Consider the following 15,903-nt stretch of genomic DNA (forward strand, 5'->3'; position numbering starts at 1 on the left):
CGCACCGGCGCCCCCCACAGAGCCAGGACGACGCGATGGATCTGGAACCCGAGGGCCTGCTGGCCGCGCAACTGGTGGAGCGGGCGGAGGAGAGCGGGACGGCCGGGCTGATCCATCTGGCCCGCTCCGGGCCTCGCGCCGCGCGGCTGCACCAGGCCGTGCGGGCGCTGGCGCCGGGGCTGGAGGCCTTGCTGCTGCCGGGCTGGGATTGCCTGCCCTATGACCGCATCTCCCCTTCCCGCGCGGCGATGGGCACGCGCATGGCGGCGCTCGCGGCGCTGGCCCGTCCGCCGCGCGGCCCGCGCCTGGTGATCGCCGGCCTGGCCGCGGCGATGCAGCGCCTGCCGCCGCCCGCGGCGCTCGACGCGCTGACGCTGCGCAGCGGCGAGCCGCTCGACCGCGAGGCCCTGCGCGACCGCCTCCTGCGCCTCGGCTATGTGCTGGACGAGCGCGTGGACGAGCCCGGCGAGGCCGCCTTGCACGGAACCGTGCTCGACATCTTTCCCGCCACCGAGGAAGCCGGGCCCTGCCGGATCGAGCTGGAGGGGAACCGCATCGGCGCCATCCGCCGCTACGACCCGCTGACCCAGCGCAGCGTGGCGGAGGTGGAGGCGGTGACGCTCGGTCCCGCCTCGGAGATCGTGAATCCGCAGGGCGAGGAGCTGCCGCTGCCACCCGGCATCGAGCACGCCCTGGCCGAGTTCCACCCGCGCCTCACCAGCCTGTTCGAGCTGCTGCCGGAGGCGCCGCTGGTGGAGGAGCCTGAGGTGAAGGAGGCCCGCGCCCGCCGCGAGCAGGAGGTTTCCGAGGCCTTCCGTACCCGCCTCGGGCTGGACACCGGCGAGGGGACGGCCCCGCGCCTGAGCGAGCCGGCGGCGCTGCATCTCGACCATGCCGCCTGGAAGGCCGCCCGCGCCAGGCGCGACGTGACGGTGCTGGATGAAGCGCCGGAGGCGCCGCCCGGCCGCCTCCCCCGCTTCGCCGCGATGGAGGAGCCGGAGGAGGCGTTCCTCGACTTCCTGGAGGTGGAGCGCGCCGCCGGCCGGCGTGTCGCCGTGGCCGGTCCGCCACGCGCCGCCCGCCCGCTGCTGCGCCTCGCCGCCGCGCGGCTCGGCGCGCCCGCCGAGCCCCTCTCCGGCTGGCAGGCGCTGCGCGCCGCCCCGCCCGGCTGCCTGGCCCGGCTCGACGGTGCCCTGGCCAGCGGCTTCCGCACCGATGCGGCGGCGGTGGTTGCGCTCGCCGATGTCCGCCCCTCCTATGCGCGGGAGCGCGGCCTTCCCTCGCCCGGGCTGGTCTTCGGCGCGGCGCAGCTCCAGCCCGACGACGCCGTGGTGCATCTGGAGCACGGGCTGGGCGCGCTGCGCGGGGTGGAGGCGGTCGAGCTGGACGGTGTCGCGCAGGACTGCCTGCGGCTCGAATATGCCGGCGGCGCCACCGCCCTGGTGCCCGGCGACGAGATGGACCGGCTCTGGCGCTATGGCGCCGGGGCGGAGAGCGTCAGCCTCGACAGGCTCGGCGGCGAGGCCTGGCCGAAGCGCCGCGGCGAGGTGGAGGCGCAGATCGCCGGGACCGCGCGCGCCATGCTGAAGCTGGCCCGCGAGCGGGGGGCGCAGAAGGCCCCCGTGCTGCGCGCGCCCCGCGCCGCCTATCAGCGCTTCATCGGCGGCTTTCCCTTCGCTCCCACCGCCGACCAGGAGGCGGCCATCGAGGCCACGCTGCAGGACCTCGCCGCCGGCCGCCCGATGGACCGTCTGGTCTGCGGCGATGTCGGCTTCGGCAAGACCGAGGTGGCGCTGCGCGCCGCCGCGGTGGCCGTGCTGGCCGGCTACCAGGTGGCCGTCCTGGCGCCGACCACGGTGCTGGCGCGGCAGCACCTGGAAACCTTCCGCCGCCGCTTCGCCGCGCTCGGCACCCGCGTCGAGATGCTCTCGCGCCTTTCCTCGCCCGCGGCAGCGCGCGGCACCAAGGCGGGGCTGGCCGCGGGGGAGATCGGCATCGCCATCGGCACGCAGGCGCTCGCGGCGAAGGACGTCCGCTTCGCGAAGCTCGGCCTCGTCATCATCGACGAGGAACAGCGCTTCGGTGCCCGCCAGAAGGCCATGCTGCGCCGCCTCGGGCGGGGCGCGCATTGCCTGACCCTCACCGCCACGCCCATCCCGCGCACCTTGCAGTCGGCACTGATCGGGCTGCAGGCGCTGAGCGTCATCGCCACGCCGCCGGCCCGCCGCCAGCCCATCCGCACGCTGCAGTCCCCCTGGACCGACAGCATGGTCAAGGAAGCCCTGCAGCGCGAGCAGCGCCGTGGCGGGCAAAGCTTCATCGTCTGCCCGCGCATCGCCGACATCGCGCCGATGCGCGCCCGCATCCGCCGCCTGCTGCCGCGCCTGAAGCTGATCGAGGCGCATGGCGACATGCCCGCCGAGGAGATCGACGCCGCCATGGTGCGCTTCGCCGGCGGCGGGGCGGATGCGCTGCTTTCCACCAACATCGTCGAGACCGGGCTCGACGTGCCGCGCGCCAACACCATGCTGGTCTGGCGCGCCGAGCTGTTCGGCCTGACCCAGCTTCACCAGCTGCGCGGCCGCGTCGGGCGCGGCCGGACGCGCGGCAACATCCTGCTGCTGACCGACCCCGAGGCGCCGCCGACCGCCGCCGCCGCCCGCCGCATGGACACGCTGCAGGCCTTCGACCGCATCGGCGCCGGCTTCGCCATCAGCGCGCGCGACATGGACCTGCGCGGCGCCGGCGACCTGCTGGGCGAGGAGCAGGCCGGGCACGTCAAGCTGATCGGCATCGGCCTCTACCAGCACATGCTGGACGGCGCGCTCCGCGCCGCGCGCGGGGAGGCGGCGCGGGAGGAGTGGTCGCCCGCCGTGCTGCTCGGCATCAGCGCCGCCATCCCGGCCGACTACGTGGCCGAGGACGCGCTGCGCATCGAGCTGCACGCCCGCATGGGCGAGCTGCTGCGGCAGGGCCAGGCCGGCGCGCTGGAGGAGCTGGCGGAGGAGATCGAGGACCGCTTCGGCCCGCCCCCTCCCGCCGTGCGGAACTGGCTGGAGCTGGGGCGGCTGCGGCTGCGCTGCCGGCGCCTCGGCGTGCGGCGGCTGGAAGTGGGGCCGCAGGGCGCGGTGGCGCAGCTCGCGGGCGAGCGGCTGGTGCTGCGCCAGCCCAGCGGCACCCCGGCGGAGCGGCTGGCCAACGCCGCCCGGCTGCTGAGCAACGTGCGCCGGCACGTCCGGAAGGTGGCGGCCTAGAGCAGCTCCCGTTCCGATTGCATCATCGGGACGGGTGAAGATGTTCGTTAGAACAAACGGCCAGACCATTTTCCGTGAGCCAGAGCGAACGGAAGATGCTCTAGCGCGCCTGCGCCAGCCAGGCCCGCGCCGCCTGGTCCGAGCCCGAGGGCAGCGGCGCCGCCGGGTCCTGCATCCAGGCCAGCACGTCCGCCGCCACGGTGACGCGGTTCTTGTCGCGCAGCAGCATGTGGTAGCCCTGCGGATAATAGGCGCCGCGCTGCCGCGCCGGGTCGGGCAGCGCCCGCAGCAGGCGTTGCACCGGCTTCGGGTCGATGATCCGGTCCTCGCCGCCATAGAGCACCAGAAGGTGCTGCGTGACATGCGGCGCCGCCGCCACCGCCACGTCCATCAGCCCGACCAGCCCGAACACCGCATCCACCCGCACCTCCTTGTAGGTCAGCGGGTCGCGGCCCCAGCCGCGCATCGCCTCCTCGTCGTCGGTGGGCGCGAAGCCGGGGGCGGAGTTGCGGATCTCCAGCAGCGGCACGGTATGCGCGGCGAAGTCGAGCAGGCCGCGCGTGAGCCATGACATGCTGGCCCGCCCCTCCACCGCCGGCGCCACCAGGATGATGCCGTCCACCGGCGGCGGGTCGGCCGAGGCCGCGGCGGCCAGGGCTACCGCGCCGCCCATGCTCTCGCCCATCAGGTAGAGCGGCAGGCCGGGATGGCGCTCGCGGATCAGCCGCGCCACCCGCGTGGCGTCCTGCACCAGCCCCTCCACCCCCGGCCAGACGCCGCGGTGCGGCGCGCCCCCGAAGCCGCGCTGGTCATAGGCGTAGAAGGCGATGCCCGATGCGGTGAAGGCCTGCGAAGCGCGGCCGAAGGCATTGCTGGCGGTGTCCCCGAAGCCGTGCAGGCCGAGAATGATGGCGCGCGCCGGCTCCGGCGCGGTCCCCTGCGCGACCCCCTGCACGGCTCCCTGCGCCGGCCACGCGCGCAGCGGCAGCGCGGCGCCGTCCGGCATGGTGAAGGTTGCCGCCGCCATGCTGGAAGGCATGATGGCCGGACCCGGGCCGATCATGCGCGGCGCGCAGCCGGCCAGCAGGGCGGCCAGCAGGGCGGTCAGCGATCCCAGGGCGAGAGCAAGACGCGAGGCTTTCATGACGGCCAGCGGCGGAAAAGGGCCAGGGCGGGGGAGCTTAGCCCCGCGCGCCGCGGCAAGGCGAGCGGCGTTACCGCCGCCGAAAGCATGAACCGGGCGGGGAGCAGGAGACCCTCCACCCCGCCTTCTCCTGCTCGCCTACCGCTGGCCTTCGAGGGCCAGCCGCGCCGCCAGGCCGGCGAAGACCGCCCCCAGCAGGAACTGCGGCGCACGGCCGAGCCGTCCGCCCGAAAGGGTGCGGCCGATGCGGCCGGCCGCCAGGATCACCCCCCCGTTCACCGTCGCGCCGATCACGTTCAGCACCGTTGCCAGCACCATCGTCTGCGCCAGCACCGAGCCGGCTTCCGGGCGCAGGAACTGCGGAAACAGCGCCAGCACGAACAGCGCCACCTTGGGGTTGAGGAGGTTGGTCAGCAGGCCCTGGCGGAACATCGCGCCCACCGGGGCGCGGCGCAGGCCGGGCGGCGGGCTGGCCGCCGGGGCCGGAGCGCGGAACGCCTTCCAGGCCAGCCAGAGGAGATAGGCCGCGCCCGCGTAGCGCACGGCGTCATAGGCCAGCGGCACCAGCACGAAGAGTTGCGACAGCCCCAGCGCGGCGGCCAGCGCATGCCCGTAGATGCCGGCCTGGATGCCCGCCAGCGTCGCGAAGCCCGCCGCCCGCCCCTGGCTGAGGCTGCGCGAGGCGACCAGCAGCATGTCCGGCCCCGGCGTGATGGCGAGCGCCAGGCAGGCGGCGGCGAACAGCGCGAGGGTCGAAAGGTCCGGCATGTCACAGGCTCCTGCGGGCTCCCAGGCTAGGGCAACCGGTGCCTGGCGGAAACCGCCGGCCGCTTCCCGCCGGCCGCCGGGCGCGGTAGCAGGACGGCATGAGCGCGACCCTCCGCCCGATTCCCGTCCAGGACCTGACCGAGGCCCAGGCCGCCGAGGAGCTTGCCGCCCTCGCCCGCGAGATCGCCGCGGCCGACATCGCCTACCACCAGGAAGACGCGCCGGAGATCACCGACGCGGACTACGACGCCCTGCGCCGCCGCAACGCCGCCATCGAGGCGCGCTTCCCGGCGCTGAAGCGGCCGGACAGCCCGAGCGAGGCCGCCCCGGGCGCTCCCGCCGCCGCCGGCTTCGCCAAGTCCCGGCACCGCACGCCGATGCTGAGCCTGGACAACGCCTTCGCGCCGGAGGACTTCGCCGAGTTCGCCAAAAGCGTCCGCCGCTTCCTGAAGCTGCCGGAGGAGGAGACGCTGCAATTCGTGGCCGAGCCCAAGATCGACGGGCTCTCGGTGAACCTGCTCTACGAGGAAGGCCGCTTCGTGCGCGGCGCCACGCGCGGCGACGGCACGGTGGGCGAGGACATCACCCGCAACCTCGAAACCTTCGACAACAGCATCCTGCCGCGCCGCCTCGCCGCCCCGCACCCCGCCAGCATCGAGATCCGCGGCGAGGTCTTCATGAGCAAGGCGGATTTCCTCGCCTTCCAGGCCGAGCAGCAGCGCCTGGCCGAGGAGCGGGAGGAGCGCCGGGAGCGCGGCGAGAAGGTCGGCCCCGAGATCCGCATCCCCGCCAACCCGCGCAACGCCGCCGCCGGCTCGCTGCGCCAGCTCGACCCCGCCATCACCGCGAAGCGCCCGCTGCGCCTCTTCGCCTATGCCCAGGGCGAATCCAGCGAGCCGGTGGCGGAGACCCATTCCGGCTACCTGGAGCGGCTGCGCGGCTGGGGCTTCGCGGTGAACCCGCTCTCCCGCCAATTGCCGGACGAGCACGCCGCCGAGGCCTTCCAGGCCGAGATGGCGACGCAGCGCGCCGGTCTCGCCTATGACATCGACGGCGTGGTCTTCAAGCTGGACCGGCTGGACTGGCAGTCGCGCCTCGGCTTCGTCGGCCGCGCCCCGCGCTGGGCCATCGCCTGGAAGTTCCCGGCCGAGCAGGCGATGACCACCCTGCTCGACATCCAGATCCAGGTCGGCCGCACCGGCGCGCTGACGCCGCGCGCGGTGATGCAGCCGGTCAATGTCGGCGGTGTCATGGTGCAGCACGCCACGCTGCACAACGAGGACGAGATCGCCCGCAAGGACGTGCGCATCGGCGACACCGTCATCCTGCAGCGCGCCGGCGACGTCATCCCGCAGATCGTCGCCGTGGTGCCGGAGAAGCGGCCGGCCGGCAGCCAACCCTTCGCCTTCCCCACCCGCTGCCCGGCCTGCGGCAGCCATGCCGTGCGCCCCGAGGGCGAGGTGGTGCGCCGCTGCACCGGCGGCCTGATCTGCCCGGCGCAGACGGTGGAGCGGCTGAAGCACTTCGTCGGCCGCAACGCCATGGATATCGAGGGGCTGGGCGAGGAGAACATCCTCAGGCTGCACGACGAGGGGCTGGTGCGGAGCCCCGCCGACATCTTCCGCCTGGCGCAGCACACCGGGCGGATGCGGCAGTGGGAGGGCTGGGGCAAGTCGGCCAAGGGCACGGCGACGCGGAAGGTCGCCAACCTGCTCGCCGCCATCGAGGCGCGGCGCCAGGTGCCGCTGGAGCGGTTCATCTTCGCCCTCGGCATCCGCCGCATCGGCGAGCAGAACGCCAAGCTGCTGGCGCGGCACTACCATTCATTCGCCCACTGGCGGGCGCGGATGCTGGCGGCCACCACCATCGGTTCCGAGGCGCGGGAGGAGCTGGGCTCCATCCAGGGCATCGGCCCGGCCATCGCGCAGGAGCTGGTCGAGTTCTTCGCCGAGCCGCGCAACCTCGCCGCGCTGGACGACCTCGCCCGCGAGGTGACGCCCGAGGAGGCCGCCGGCTTCGCCGGGGCCGACAGCCCCTTCGCCGGCAAGGTGGTGGTGTTCACCGGCACGCTGGAGCAGACCTCGCGCGACGAGGCCGAGGCGGTGGCCGAGCGGCTCGGCGCCAAGGTGACCAAAAGCGTCTCCAAGAAGACCGACTTCGTGGTGGTCGGTGCCGATGCCGGCTCGAAGGCCAAGAAGGCCGCCGAGCTCGGCATCCGCACCCTCACCGAGGGCGAGTGGCGGGAGATGGCGGGCCTCTGAGCCCGCCCATCTTCACGGCCGCGCCTCCAGGACCATGTTGAACGGCGTCTCGGCGGCGCGGCGGATGCGGGTGAAGCCCGCCTCCTCCAGCACCCCGCGCAGCCGCGCCTCCCCGGCCTGGGCGCCCAGCGCCAGCCCCACCTCCTGCGACAGCGAGGCGGGCGTGCAGATCATCGTCGAGGCCGAATAGTAGATCCGCCCCACCGGGTTGAGGTTGTCGGCCAGGCGGTCGCGCGCGAAGGGCTCGACCAGCATGAAGGTCCCATCCGGCGCCAGCGCCTCGCGGATGCGCCGCGCCGCGCCCACCGGGTCGCCCATGTCGTGCAGGCAGTCGAAGGCGGTGGCCAGGTCGAAGCCCGAGCCGCGGAAGGCCTTGGCCGAGGCGACCTCGAACCGGACATTGCCCAGCCCGCTCGCCTCCGCCGCCTTGCGCGCGCGGCCGACCGAGCCGTCATGATAGTCGAAGCCAAAGAACTGGGAGTTGGGGAAGGCGCGCGCCATCAGGATGGTGGAGGCGCCATGGCCGCAGCCGACATCCGCCACCTTCGCGCCCTTCTCCAGCTTGGCCACCATGCCCTCCAGCGCGGGCAGCCATTCCTGCACCAGATGCGCCGCGTAGGCGGTGCGGAAGAAGCGCTCGGTGCCTTGGAACAGGCACTGGCTGTGCTCGTGCCAGCCGACACCGCCGCCGGTGCGGAAGGCCTGCCGCACCTTCGGCTCGTCGATATAGGCCGCCGCGATGACGTCGAAGGCGCCGGCCACGAAAACCGGGCTGTCCTCCCGCGCCAGGGCCATGGCCTGTTCGGGCGTCATCGAGAAGCAGCCGGACTTGGCGTCATAGGTGACGTAGTCCGAGGCGGCCTGCGCGGCCAGCCACTCGCGCACGTAGCGCTCCCTGGTGCCCGTGCGCTCGGCGAGTTGCCGGGCGGTGAGCGGCCCATGCTCGGCGACCGCCCTGTAGAGGCCGAGCTTGTCGCCGATCAGCACCAGGGCGCCGCTCATCGCCGCGCTCATGTCGTCGAGCATCTTGCCCATGAAGGCCTGCAGCCGGCCTTCATCGACGGCGGTTTCGGTGGACATCCGTGTTCTCCCCTCCGCCCGGGCCGCCGGCGCGCGCCGCGCAGCCGGAGCGGGTTCGCGGGCGCGCGGCGGCGCATGGGGCCTTGCTGCCGTGCCAGGGGCGCGCTCCCGGGGCGAGATCACACATGTGGCGTAGCCGGCGCACGCGAAGGCAGCGGCGGAACGGGCGCAGCTTGCGGCAGCGCCCGTTCCGCCTGGAAGGTGAAAGCCCTGTCCTCCCGCCGGATTGAAGCGGAACCCGGCCTCGCCGTACCGCCCGCCGCCTCAGAGCGGCGCGCAGGCCTCCGCCAGCCAGTCGCGCACCGCCGGCTCCACCTTCTCGCCCACCTCCGCGAGCACGCGGGCGTGGTAGGCGTCCACCCAGGCGCGCTCCGCCGGGGTGAGCAGTGCCACGCCGATCAGCCGGCGCTCATAGGGCACGAGCGTCAGCGTCTCGAACTCCAGGAAGGGCTTCACCTGGCCGGGTTGCTCCGCCGCCGGCCGGGCCAGCAGCAGGTTCTCGATGCGGATGCCATAGGCGCCCGGCTGGTAGTAGCCCGGCTCGTCCGAGAGGATCATGCCCGCCCGCACCGGGATCGGCCGCGCCGCCCGGCTGATGCTGACCGGGCCCTCGTGCACGGAAAGGAAGCTGCCGATGCCGTGGCCGGTGCCGTGGTCGTAGTCGAGCCCCGCCTCCCAGAGCGGCGCCCGCGCCACCGCATCGATATGCGGCCCCGCCACGCCCTGCGGAAAGCGCAGCGTGGCGAGGGCGACATGGCCGCGCAGCACGCGGGTATAGCGCTCCACCAGATCGGCGGGCGGCGTGCCGGGGCCGGTCCAGAGGGTGCGGGTGATGTCGGTGGTGCCATCCGTGTACTGGCCGCCGCTGTCCACCAGGTAGCATTCGTTGACGCGAACGGCGCGGTTGGTCGCCTCGGTGGCGCGGTAATGGACGATGGCGCCGTTCTCCCCGGCGCCGGAAATGGCGGGAAAGCTTTCGGCGCGGAACATCGGCACCTCGCGCCGGAACGCCAGCAGGCGGTCGGCGGCGCTCATCTCCGTCACGCCGCCGCGCGGCGCCTCGGCGGTGAACCAGGCCAGGAAGCGGGCCATGGCCACGGCGTCCCGCCGGTGCGCGGCACGGGCTCCGGCCTGCTCCACCGGGTTCTTGCAGGCGCGCGGCAGGCGGCAAGGGTCTTCGCCTGGCCGCAGCGTGGCACCCGCCTCGCGCAGGGTGGCGGCGAACCAGGCCGGCGTGCTTTCCGGGTCCAGCCGCACGGCCTGCCCGGCCAGGCCGGCCAGGATGGTGGGCAGGCCCACCGGCGGATGCACCACCACCGCGTTGCCGAGATGCGCGCGCGTGGCCTCCGGCACCTTGGACGGCTCCATGAACAGGTCCACCGTCGCGTTGCTGTGCAGCAGGGCGAAGCCCAGGGCCAGCGGCGTGTATTCCAGGTCGGCGCCGCGGATGTTCAGCAGCCAGGCCAGCGAATGCGGGTCCGCGAGCACGGCCGTGTCCTCGCCCGCCTGGCGCAGCGCGGCGGCCAGCTCGGCGCGCTTCTCGGCGGAACCCTGGCCGGCGAACTCGGCCGGCTGGGGCATCGCCTGGGTGCGCGGCGCAGCCGGCCGGTCGTGCCACACGGCGTCCAGCGGATTGGCCGCCAGCGGCACCAGCCGCACGCCCGAGGCAGCCAGGCGCTCGACGGCGGCCTGCGCGTGCAGCCAGGGATCGTAGCCGATGCTGCGGCCCGCCGCGTGCTCAGCCAGCCACTCCTGCGCCGGCTGCTCGATGATGTGCAGGCGCTCCCACAGGGCGGGGTCGGTCTGGCTGGCCACCTGGGTGGTGTAGCGGCCATCGGTGAACACCGCTGCCCGCTCCGCCAGCACGATCGCCATGCCGGCACTGCCCGTGAAGCCGGTGAGCCATGCAAGGCGCTCAGCGCTCGGGGGCACGTACTCCCCCAGGTACTCGTCGCTGCGGGGCACCAGGAGCCCATCGATGTCCAGGCGGGCAAGCTCCGCGCGGAGGGCGGCGAGGCGTTTGGCGTGTGTCACTTCGGTTAGCATCCCGTTAAAGGCATGTTTCCACAGATTTCAATGCGTCCCACGCATGGCTCCGTATCAATCGCTGCGCTCCTGTTCGCCCGCGTAAAGGACTACATCACGGCCAACGCGCCAGGGACGGGTGGTTGACGGCAAGAGCGGGTCCCACGGACCGCCCCGACGCGAAAATGGAACGCTAGACAATGGACGCCCGTATCACCAAGCCGGAGTTCGACTCCGCGATCCCCAGCTGCGCCGGCACCCTGAGCAGCGCCGAAGCGGTCCGCCTGGAGGCGACGCGCCTGCGGGATGAGGCGATCGGCCGCTGGATCCGCAGCGCCGCCCGCGCCCTGTTCCGCGCGGTGGCCGAGTATCCCCGCCGTCGCCGGGTCTATGAGGAGCTCTCGACCCTGTCCGACCGCGAGCTGGCCGATATCGGCCTGAACCGTGGCGACATCACCCACGTGTTCGAGGACGAGTTCCGCGCCCGCGAGCGGCTGGCGGCCAACGCGCCGGCCAAGGCCCGCCCGGCCAACGCGGCCTGAAAATCCTGTCCCGGCCCGCGCAACCCGCGGGCCGGGCCGCAGTTATTCCGGCATACGACGCGGAGCGGTGCCTCCTCCCCCCTCTCCCCCGCCGCTCCGTCGCAAGCCGCCCCGCATCTTCCCCCGATGCGGGGCGGTTTTCCTTTTCCGGCGGAGCCAGGGAAAAGGTTGCGCCTCAGCCGCGCCGCCGCAGCACGAGGGCCGACCATGCGCCCTGGTTGATGCGGCGCTCCAGCACCAGCCCGGCGCGGCGATGCGCCGCCAGCACCATGCGCACCTGCGTGCCCAGCAGCCCGGCCAGGATGGCGGTGCCGCCCGGTGCCAGGTGGTCGGCCAGCGACTTGGCCATGGAACAAAGCGGCCGCGCCAGGATATTGGCGAAGACCAGGTCGTAGGTGCCGGAGCGCACGGCGCGGTGGCGCCAGCCATCCGCGAGGCGCGGCCGGATCAGGTTGCGCAGCCCGTTCAGCCGCGCGTTCTCCTCGGTGATCCGCACGCTCCAGGGCTCGATATCGGTCGCCAGCACCGGGCGCCTCAGGTGCCGGGCGGCCGCCATGGCCAGGATGCCCGACCCGGTGCCGATGTCGAGGATGCGGCGCGGGCGGCGATGCGCCACGCCCTCGAAGCCGATCAGGCAGCCGCGCGTCGAGCCATGCTCGCCTGAGCCGAAGGCCAGCCCCGCATCCAGCCGCAGCACGATGCGGCCATAGGTATGCGGGTTGGGCAGGTGGGTCGGGCGGATCAGCACCCGGGCGCCGATCTCCTGCTCCGGGAAGGATTGCAGCGTGCGCGCCAGCCAGCCCTCCGCCTCCACCGGCTCCCGCCTCAGCTCCGGCGCCTCGATGCCGGACAGCGCGGCGGCCAGCACCAGCGCCGGCATCAGCTCATCGTCGCCCACGCCGGTCTCGCGCACGGCCTCCAGGCGCCAGGTGTCGGTGGCCTCGTCGCGGAAATAGCCGACGCTGGGGCAGACGGTCTGCATCGCGGATTCGAAGGCCGGCACGGCATGCTCCGGCAGGCCGTCGAGGCTCAGGGTTTCCAGCGTCTGGGGATGGCGACGGTTCACGGTCAGGCCTTTTCCACGAAAGTGTCGAGCACGCGCTTGCGGCCCGCCTTCTCGAACTCGACGTCGAGCTTGTTCTCGTCGGCGGCCACCACGCGGCCATAGCCGAACTTGTTGTGGAACACCCGGGTGCCGACCGGAATGGCAGCCGCGCGTGCCGGACGCTCCGCCACCTCCCAGGCGCCGGCCTCGATCACCCGCGGCTTGCGCGCCACCAGCGGGAACTGGTCGGGGAAGGCGGAAGGCTGGCTCATCATCCGCGCCCGCGCGGCGCCGGCCCCGCCCTCCACCTCGACCTGATCAGGCGGCAGCTCGTCCAGGAAGCGGCTGGGGATCGCGCTGGTCCAGTTGGCGTAGATCCGCCGGTTGGCGGCATGGCTGATGATGCAGTGCCTGCGCGCCCGGGTGATGCCGACATAGGCGAGGCGCCGCTCCTCCTCCAGCCCCTTCTCCCCGCCCTCGTCCAGCGCGCGCTGGTGCGGGAACAGCCCCTCCTCCCAGCCCGGCAGGAAGACGGTGTCGAACTCCAGGCCCTTGGCGGCGTGCAGCGTCATCAGGCTGACCCGCTCGCCCTCCGCGTTCTCGTCATTCTCCATGACGAGGGCGACATGCTCCAGGAAGCCCGCCAGGCTCTCGAACTCGCCGAGCGCGCGCAGCAGCTCCTTCAGGTTCTCCAGCCGCCCCGGCGCCTCGGGCGACTTGTCCTGCTTCCACATGTCGGTGTAGCCGCTCTCGTCGAGCAGCGTGCCGGCGACGACCACATGCCCCTCGCGCGGCAGCATCTCCCGCCAGCGCGCGAAGCCCTCCAGCAGCTCGCGCAGCGCCTGGCGCGGCTTGGGCCGCAGCGCGCCGGTCTCGATCAGCCGCCAGGCCGCGACGATCAGCGGCTTGCCCTCGCTGCGGGCCAGCTCGTGCATGGCGCGCAGGCTGGTGTCGCCCAGCCCGCGCTTCGGCGTGTTGACGATGCGCTCGAAGGCGAGGTCGTCCGCCGGCTGGTTCAGCACGCGCAGATAGGCCATGGCGTCGCGGATCTCGGCGCGCTCGTAGAACTTCAGCCCGCCAATGACGCGATAGGGCACGCCCAGCGTGATCATCCGCTCCTCGAAGGCGCGCGTCTGGAAGCCCGCGCGCACCAGGATGGCGACCTCGGAGAGGTTGTGCCCGCCCCGTCGCGCCGCCTCGATGCGGCTGCCGACCATGCGCGCCTCCTCCTCCGAGTCCCAGAGCGAGACGACGCGCACCTTCTCGCCCTTGGCGTCGTTGCGCCCGGGGCGCAGCGTCTTGCCGAGGCGGCCGCTGTTCTTCGCGATCAGCCCGGAGGCGGCGGCGAGGATGGGCGCGGTGGAGCGGTAGTTGGCTTCCAGCCGCACGATGGTGGCGCCGGGAAAATCCTTCTCGAAGCGCAGGATGTTCTCGATCTCGGCGCCGCGCCAGGAATAGATCGACTGGTCGTCGTCGCCGACGCAGCAGATGTTGCGCTCGGCCGGATCGGGCCGCTGCGCCAGCAGCCGCAGCCAGAGATACTGCACCAGGTTGGTGTCCTGGTACTCGTCCACCAGGATGTAGCGGAACATGCGGTGGTACTGCGCCAGCACCGCCTCCTGCGTGCGCAGGATCTCCGTCATGTGCAGCAGCAGGTCGCCGAAGTCGCAGGCGTTCAGCGCCTTCAGTCGCTCCTGGTAGGCGGCGTAGATCGCGCGGGCGCGGTTGTTGGCGTAGTCGGAATCCTCGGCGGGCGTGACGCGGGCCGGCGTCAGGCCGCGGTCCTTCCAGCGCTGGATCAGCGCCATCATGCCCTGCGGCGGCCAGCGCTTCATGTCGATGCCGGCGGCCTCCATCACCTGCTTCAGCAGGCGCATCTGGTCGTCGGTGTCGAGGATCGAGAAGTTGCTGGAAAGCCCGACATACTCGGCATGCCGCCGCAGCATCCGCGCGCAGAGCGCGTGGAAGGTGCCGAGCCACAGCCCCTCGGCGGGCTGGCCGAGGATGCCGGCGACCCGCTCGCGCATCTCGCGCGCCGCCTTGTTGGTGAAGGTGACGGCCAGCACCTGGTTGGGATAGGCGCGGCGCGTCATCAGGATATGCGCGAAGCGCGTGGTCAGCACCCGCGTCTTGCCGGTGCCCGCGCCGGCCAGCACCAGCAGCGGCCCGTCCACCGTCTCCACGGCGGCGCGCTGCTCCGGGTTGAGGCGCGACAGGTAGTCCGGCTGGCGGGGCGCGGTCGGGAAGTCGGTCACTGGCAGATCCCCACGGAACCGGCGGCGCAGCGCTTCTCCCCGTCGACCCAGCGGGCGCCGTCCAGCGTGGCGGCGGCGAAGTCCGCTCCCGCGATCTCGGCGCCGGTCAGGTCCGCGTCGGTCAGGTCGGCGCGAAAGAAGCGGGCGCGCCGGAGGTCGGCCCGCACCAGCTTGGCGCCGACGAGGTTGGTGCGGGTGAAGTCGGCGCCGCGCAGCACGGCGCCGGAAAGGTCGGCGCCCGTCAGCTCGGCGGAGGTGAAGCGCGCCTCGGGCGCCTCCGCCCCGATCAGCTTCGCCTGCTGCATCCGGCTGCGGCCGAGGCTCGCATCGCGCAGCACGGCGCCGGAAAGGTCGGCCCGCTGGAGATCCTGCCCGTCCTGCAGGCAGCGGCGCCAGTTCACCTTCGGCGCGGGCGCGTCGGTGCAGGCCGCCAGGACCGGGGAGGCCCCCAGCAGCAGCGGCAGGAAAAGGGCGAGGAGAGGAAGGATTGGCGTGCGCACCCACCGGATATAGAACGGGAGGCGAACGCGGCCAACCTCCCGCCGCCCCGCCCGAGGACGTTCCCATTTCCCGCCTGCCCGTCCGCCTGCTCGAATGGTCCGCCCGGCAGGGCGGCCTGCTGCTGGCCATCGGCATCTTCGCCGGCCTGGCCCTGCCACCCCTGGCCGCGGCGCTGCGCGACGTGGTGACCCCGGTGGTCGCCCTGCTGATGACGCTGGTGCTGCTGCGGGTCGATCCCGCGCAGGTGGTGGGCTATCTGCGCCGGCCGCTGATGGTCGCCGCGTTGCTCGCCTGGCTGCTGCTGGCCTGCCCGCTGCTGGCCTATGCCGCGGCCTGGGCGACGGGGCTGGCCCAGGGCGCCTCCGCCCCGCTCGGCGCCGCGCTGGTCATCATGGCGACGGGCTGCGCCGCCACCTCCTCGCCCGCCTTCGCCCGGCTGGTCGGGCTGGACGGCGAGATCTCCCTGGTGGCCGCGCTGCTCTCCACGCTGCTGGTGCCCTTCACCGCGCCGCCCCTGGCGCTCGGCCTGCTGGGGCTGGACCTCTCGCTTTCCATCGGCTCGCTGATGGGGCGGCTGGCCCTGGTGGTCGGCCTGCCGCTGCTGGCCTCGCTGGTGATCCGCCGCCTGGCCGGCGAGGCGCGCCTGCGCCGCTGGGGACCGGCGGTGGACGGCGCGGTGGTGCTCTCCGTGGTGCTCTACGGCTTCGGCGTGATGGACGGGGTGCTGGCGAAGCTGCTGGCCGATCCCGGCTTCGTGCTGGGCGGCGTCCTGCTCGCCTTCGCCGGCAGCTTCGCGCTCAACCTGCTGACAGCCCTGGCCTTCCTGCCGGCGGGCCAGGGGCTGGCGCTTTCCGCCGGGCTGCTCTCGGGAAACCGCAACATGGCGCTCTACCTGGCGGTGCTGCCGGCGACGACCGAGCCGCGCATCCTGCTCTTCTTCGCGCTGTGCCAGTTCCCGCTCTTCCTCAGCCCCTTTCTGCTGAAGCCGGTCTATGGCCGGCTGCTGCGGCGGGGCTGAGCGGCGCCGC

Annotated in this window: 11 protein-coding genes; 4 read left to right on the plus strand and 7 right to left on the minus strand. The window is 73.3% G+C overall.

What is annotated here, in order from left to right; all coding sequences use genetic code 11:
* Nucleotides 1-35 precede the first annotated feature (35 nt).
* Nucleotides 36-3,254: a DEAD/DEAH box helicase gene (locus tag E0493_RS04360; protein ID WP_160935710.1), complete on the plus strand. Its 3,219-nt coding sequence runs from the start codon at nucleotides 36-38 to the stop codon at nucleotides 3,252-3,254.
* A 100-nt stretch (nucleotides 3,255-3,354) separates the two neighbouring features.
* Here E0493_RS04360 and E0493_RS04365 read toward each other — a convergent pair whose 3' ends face one another.
* Nucleotides 3,355-4,398: an alpha/beta fold hydrolase gene (locus E0493_RS04365; RefSeq protein WP_160935711.1), complete on the minus strand. Its 1,044-nt coding sequence runs from the start codon at nucleotides 4,396-4,398 to the stop codon at nucleotides 3,355-3,357.
* A 138-nt stretch (nucleotides 4,399-4,536) separates the two neighbouring features.
* The gene (locus tag E0493_RS04370; RefSeq protein WP_160935712.1) at nucleotides 4,537-5,166 is read right to left on the minus strand and encodes a LysE family translocator; all 630 of its coding nucleotides are present in this window, start codon (nucleotides 5,164-5,166) and stop codon (nucleotides 4,537-4,539) included.
* A 98-nt stretch (nucleotides 5,167-5,264) separates the two neighbouring features.
* Between E0493_RS04370 and ligA the strand changes: the two genes are divergently transcribed.
* Complete coding sequence (ligA, locus tag E0493_RS04375) at nucleotides 5,265-7,427, plus strand: NAD-dependent DNA ligase LigA (RefSeq protein ID WP_160935713.1); 2,163 nt, start codon at nucleotides 5,265-5,267, stop codon at nucleotides 7,425-7,427.
* 12 nt (nucleotides 7,428-7,439) lie between these two features.
* On the opposite strand, the gene E0493_RS04380 is transcribed toward ligA, so the two are convergent.
* Together E0493_RS04380 and E0493_RS04385 are read right to left on the minus strand one after the other, a co-directional pair.
* Nucleotides 7,440-8,507 (minus strand): class I SAM-dependent methyltransferase, encoded by a 1,068-nt coding sequence (locus E0493_RS04380; RefSeq protein WP_160935714.1) that lies wholly within the window; start codon nucleotides 8,505-8,507, stop codon nucleotides 7,440-7,442.
* Between the two features lie 264 nt (nucleotides 8,508-8,771).
* Complete coding sequence (locus tag E0493_RS04385) at nucleotides 8,772-10,553, minus strand: aminopeptidase P family protein (RefSeq protein ID WP_160935715.1); 1,782 nt, start codon at nucleotides 10,551-10,553, stop codon at nucleotides 8,772-8,774.
* Between the two features lie 179 nt (nucleotides 10,554-10,732).
* Here E0493_RS04385 and E0493_RS04390 point away from each other — a divergent pair, with 179 nt between their 5' ends.
* Nucleotides 10,733-11,074 (plus strand): DUF1127 domain-containing protein, encoded by a 342-nt coding sequence (locus tag E0493_RS04390; RefSeq protein WP_160935716.1) that lies wholly within the window; start codon nucleotides 10,733-10,735, stop codon nucleotides 11,072-11,074.
* A gap of 175 nt (nucleotides 11,075-11,249) precedes the next feature.
* Here E0493_RS04390 and E0493_RS04395 read toward each other — a convergent pair whose 3' ends face one another.
* From E0493_RS04395 to E0493_RS04405, 3 genes are read right to left on the minus strand one after another with little or no spacing between them, the layout of a single operon-like run.
* Nucleotides 11,250-12,140, minus strand: a complete 891-nt coding sequence (locus E0493_RS04395) for a 50S ribosomal protein L11 methyltransferase (protein ID WP_408888431.1) — start codon at nucleotides 12,138-12,140, stop codon at nucleotides 11,250-11,252.
* A gap of 2 nt (nucleotides 12,141-12,142) precedes the next feature.
* Nucleotides 12,143-14,374, minus strand: a complete 2,232-nt coding sequence (locus tag E0493_RS04400; RefSeq protein WP_160935717.1) for an ATP-dependent helicase — start codon at nucleotides 14,372-14,374, stop codon at nucleotides 12,143-12,145.
* Nucleotides 14,371-14,874 carry a pentapeptide repeat-containing protein gene (locus E0493_RS04405; protein ID WP_367614454.1) on the minus strand — a complete coding sequence of 168 codons (504 nt, stop codon included), beginning with the start codon at nucleotides 14,872-14,874 and terminating at the stop codon, nucleotides 14,371-14,373. The genes E0493_RS04400 and E0493_RS04405 overlap by 4 nt, the downstream gene beginning before the upstream one ends.
* Between E0493_RS04405 and E0493_RS04410 the strand changes: the two genes are divergently transcribed.
* The gene (locus E0493_RS04410; RefSeq protein WP_160935718.1) at nucleotides 14,862-15,893 is read left to right on the plus strand and encodes a hypothetical protein; all 1,032 of its coding nucleotides are present in this window, start codon (nucleotides 14,862-14,864) and stop codon (nucleotides 15,891-15,893) included. The two genes, E0493_RS04405 and E0493_RS04410, sit on opposite strands and share 13 nt — an antisense overlap.
* The last annotated feature ends 10 nt before the right edge of the window (nucleotides 15,894-15,903 follow it).

The sequence above is a fragment of the Teichococcus coralli genome (assembly GCF_009829925.1).
In the GTDB taxonomy this organism is placed as follows: Bacteria; Pseudomonadota; Alphaproteobacteria; order Acetobacterales; family Acetobacteraceae; genus Pseudoroseomonas; species Pseudoroseomonas coralli.

Bases quoted from the DNA above. Each gene is read 5' to 3' on its own strand.
- E0493_RS04360 (WP_160935710.1), top strand. From the start codon at position 36: ATGGATCTGGAACCCGAGGGCCTGCTGGCCGCGCAACTGGTGGAGCGG.
- E0493_RS04365 (WP_160935711.1), bottom strand. From the start codon at position 4,398: ATGAAAGCCTCGCGTCTTGCTCTCGCCCTGGGATCGCTGACCGCCCTG.
- E0493_RS04385 (WP_160935715.1), bottom strand. From the start codon at position 10,553: ATGCTAACCGAAGTGACACACGCCAAACGCCTCGCCGCCCTCCGCGCG.
- E0493_RS04380 (WP_160935714.1), bottom strand. From the start codon at position 8,507: ATGTCCACCGAAACCGCCGTCGATGAAGGCCGGCTGCAGGCCTTCATG.
- E0493_RS04370 (WP_160935712.1), bottom strand. From the start codon at position 5,166: ATGCCGGACCTTTCGACCCTCGCGCTGTTCGCCGCCGCCTGCCTGGCG.
- E0493_RS04390 (WP_160935716.1), top strand. From the start codon at position 10,733: ATGGACGCCCGTATCACCAAGCCGGAGTTCGACTCCGCGATCCCCAGC.
- ligA (WP_160935713.1), top strand. From the start codon at position 5,265: ATGAGCGCGACCCTCCGCCCGATTCCCGTCCAGGACCTGACCGAGGCC.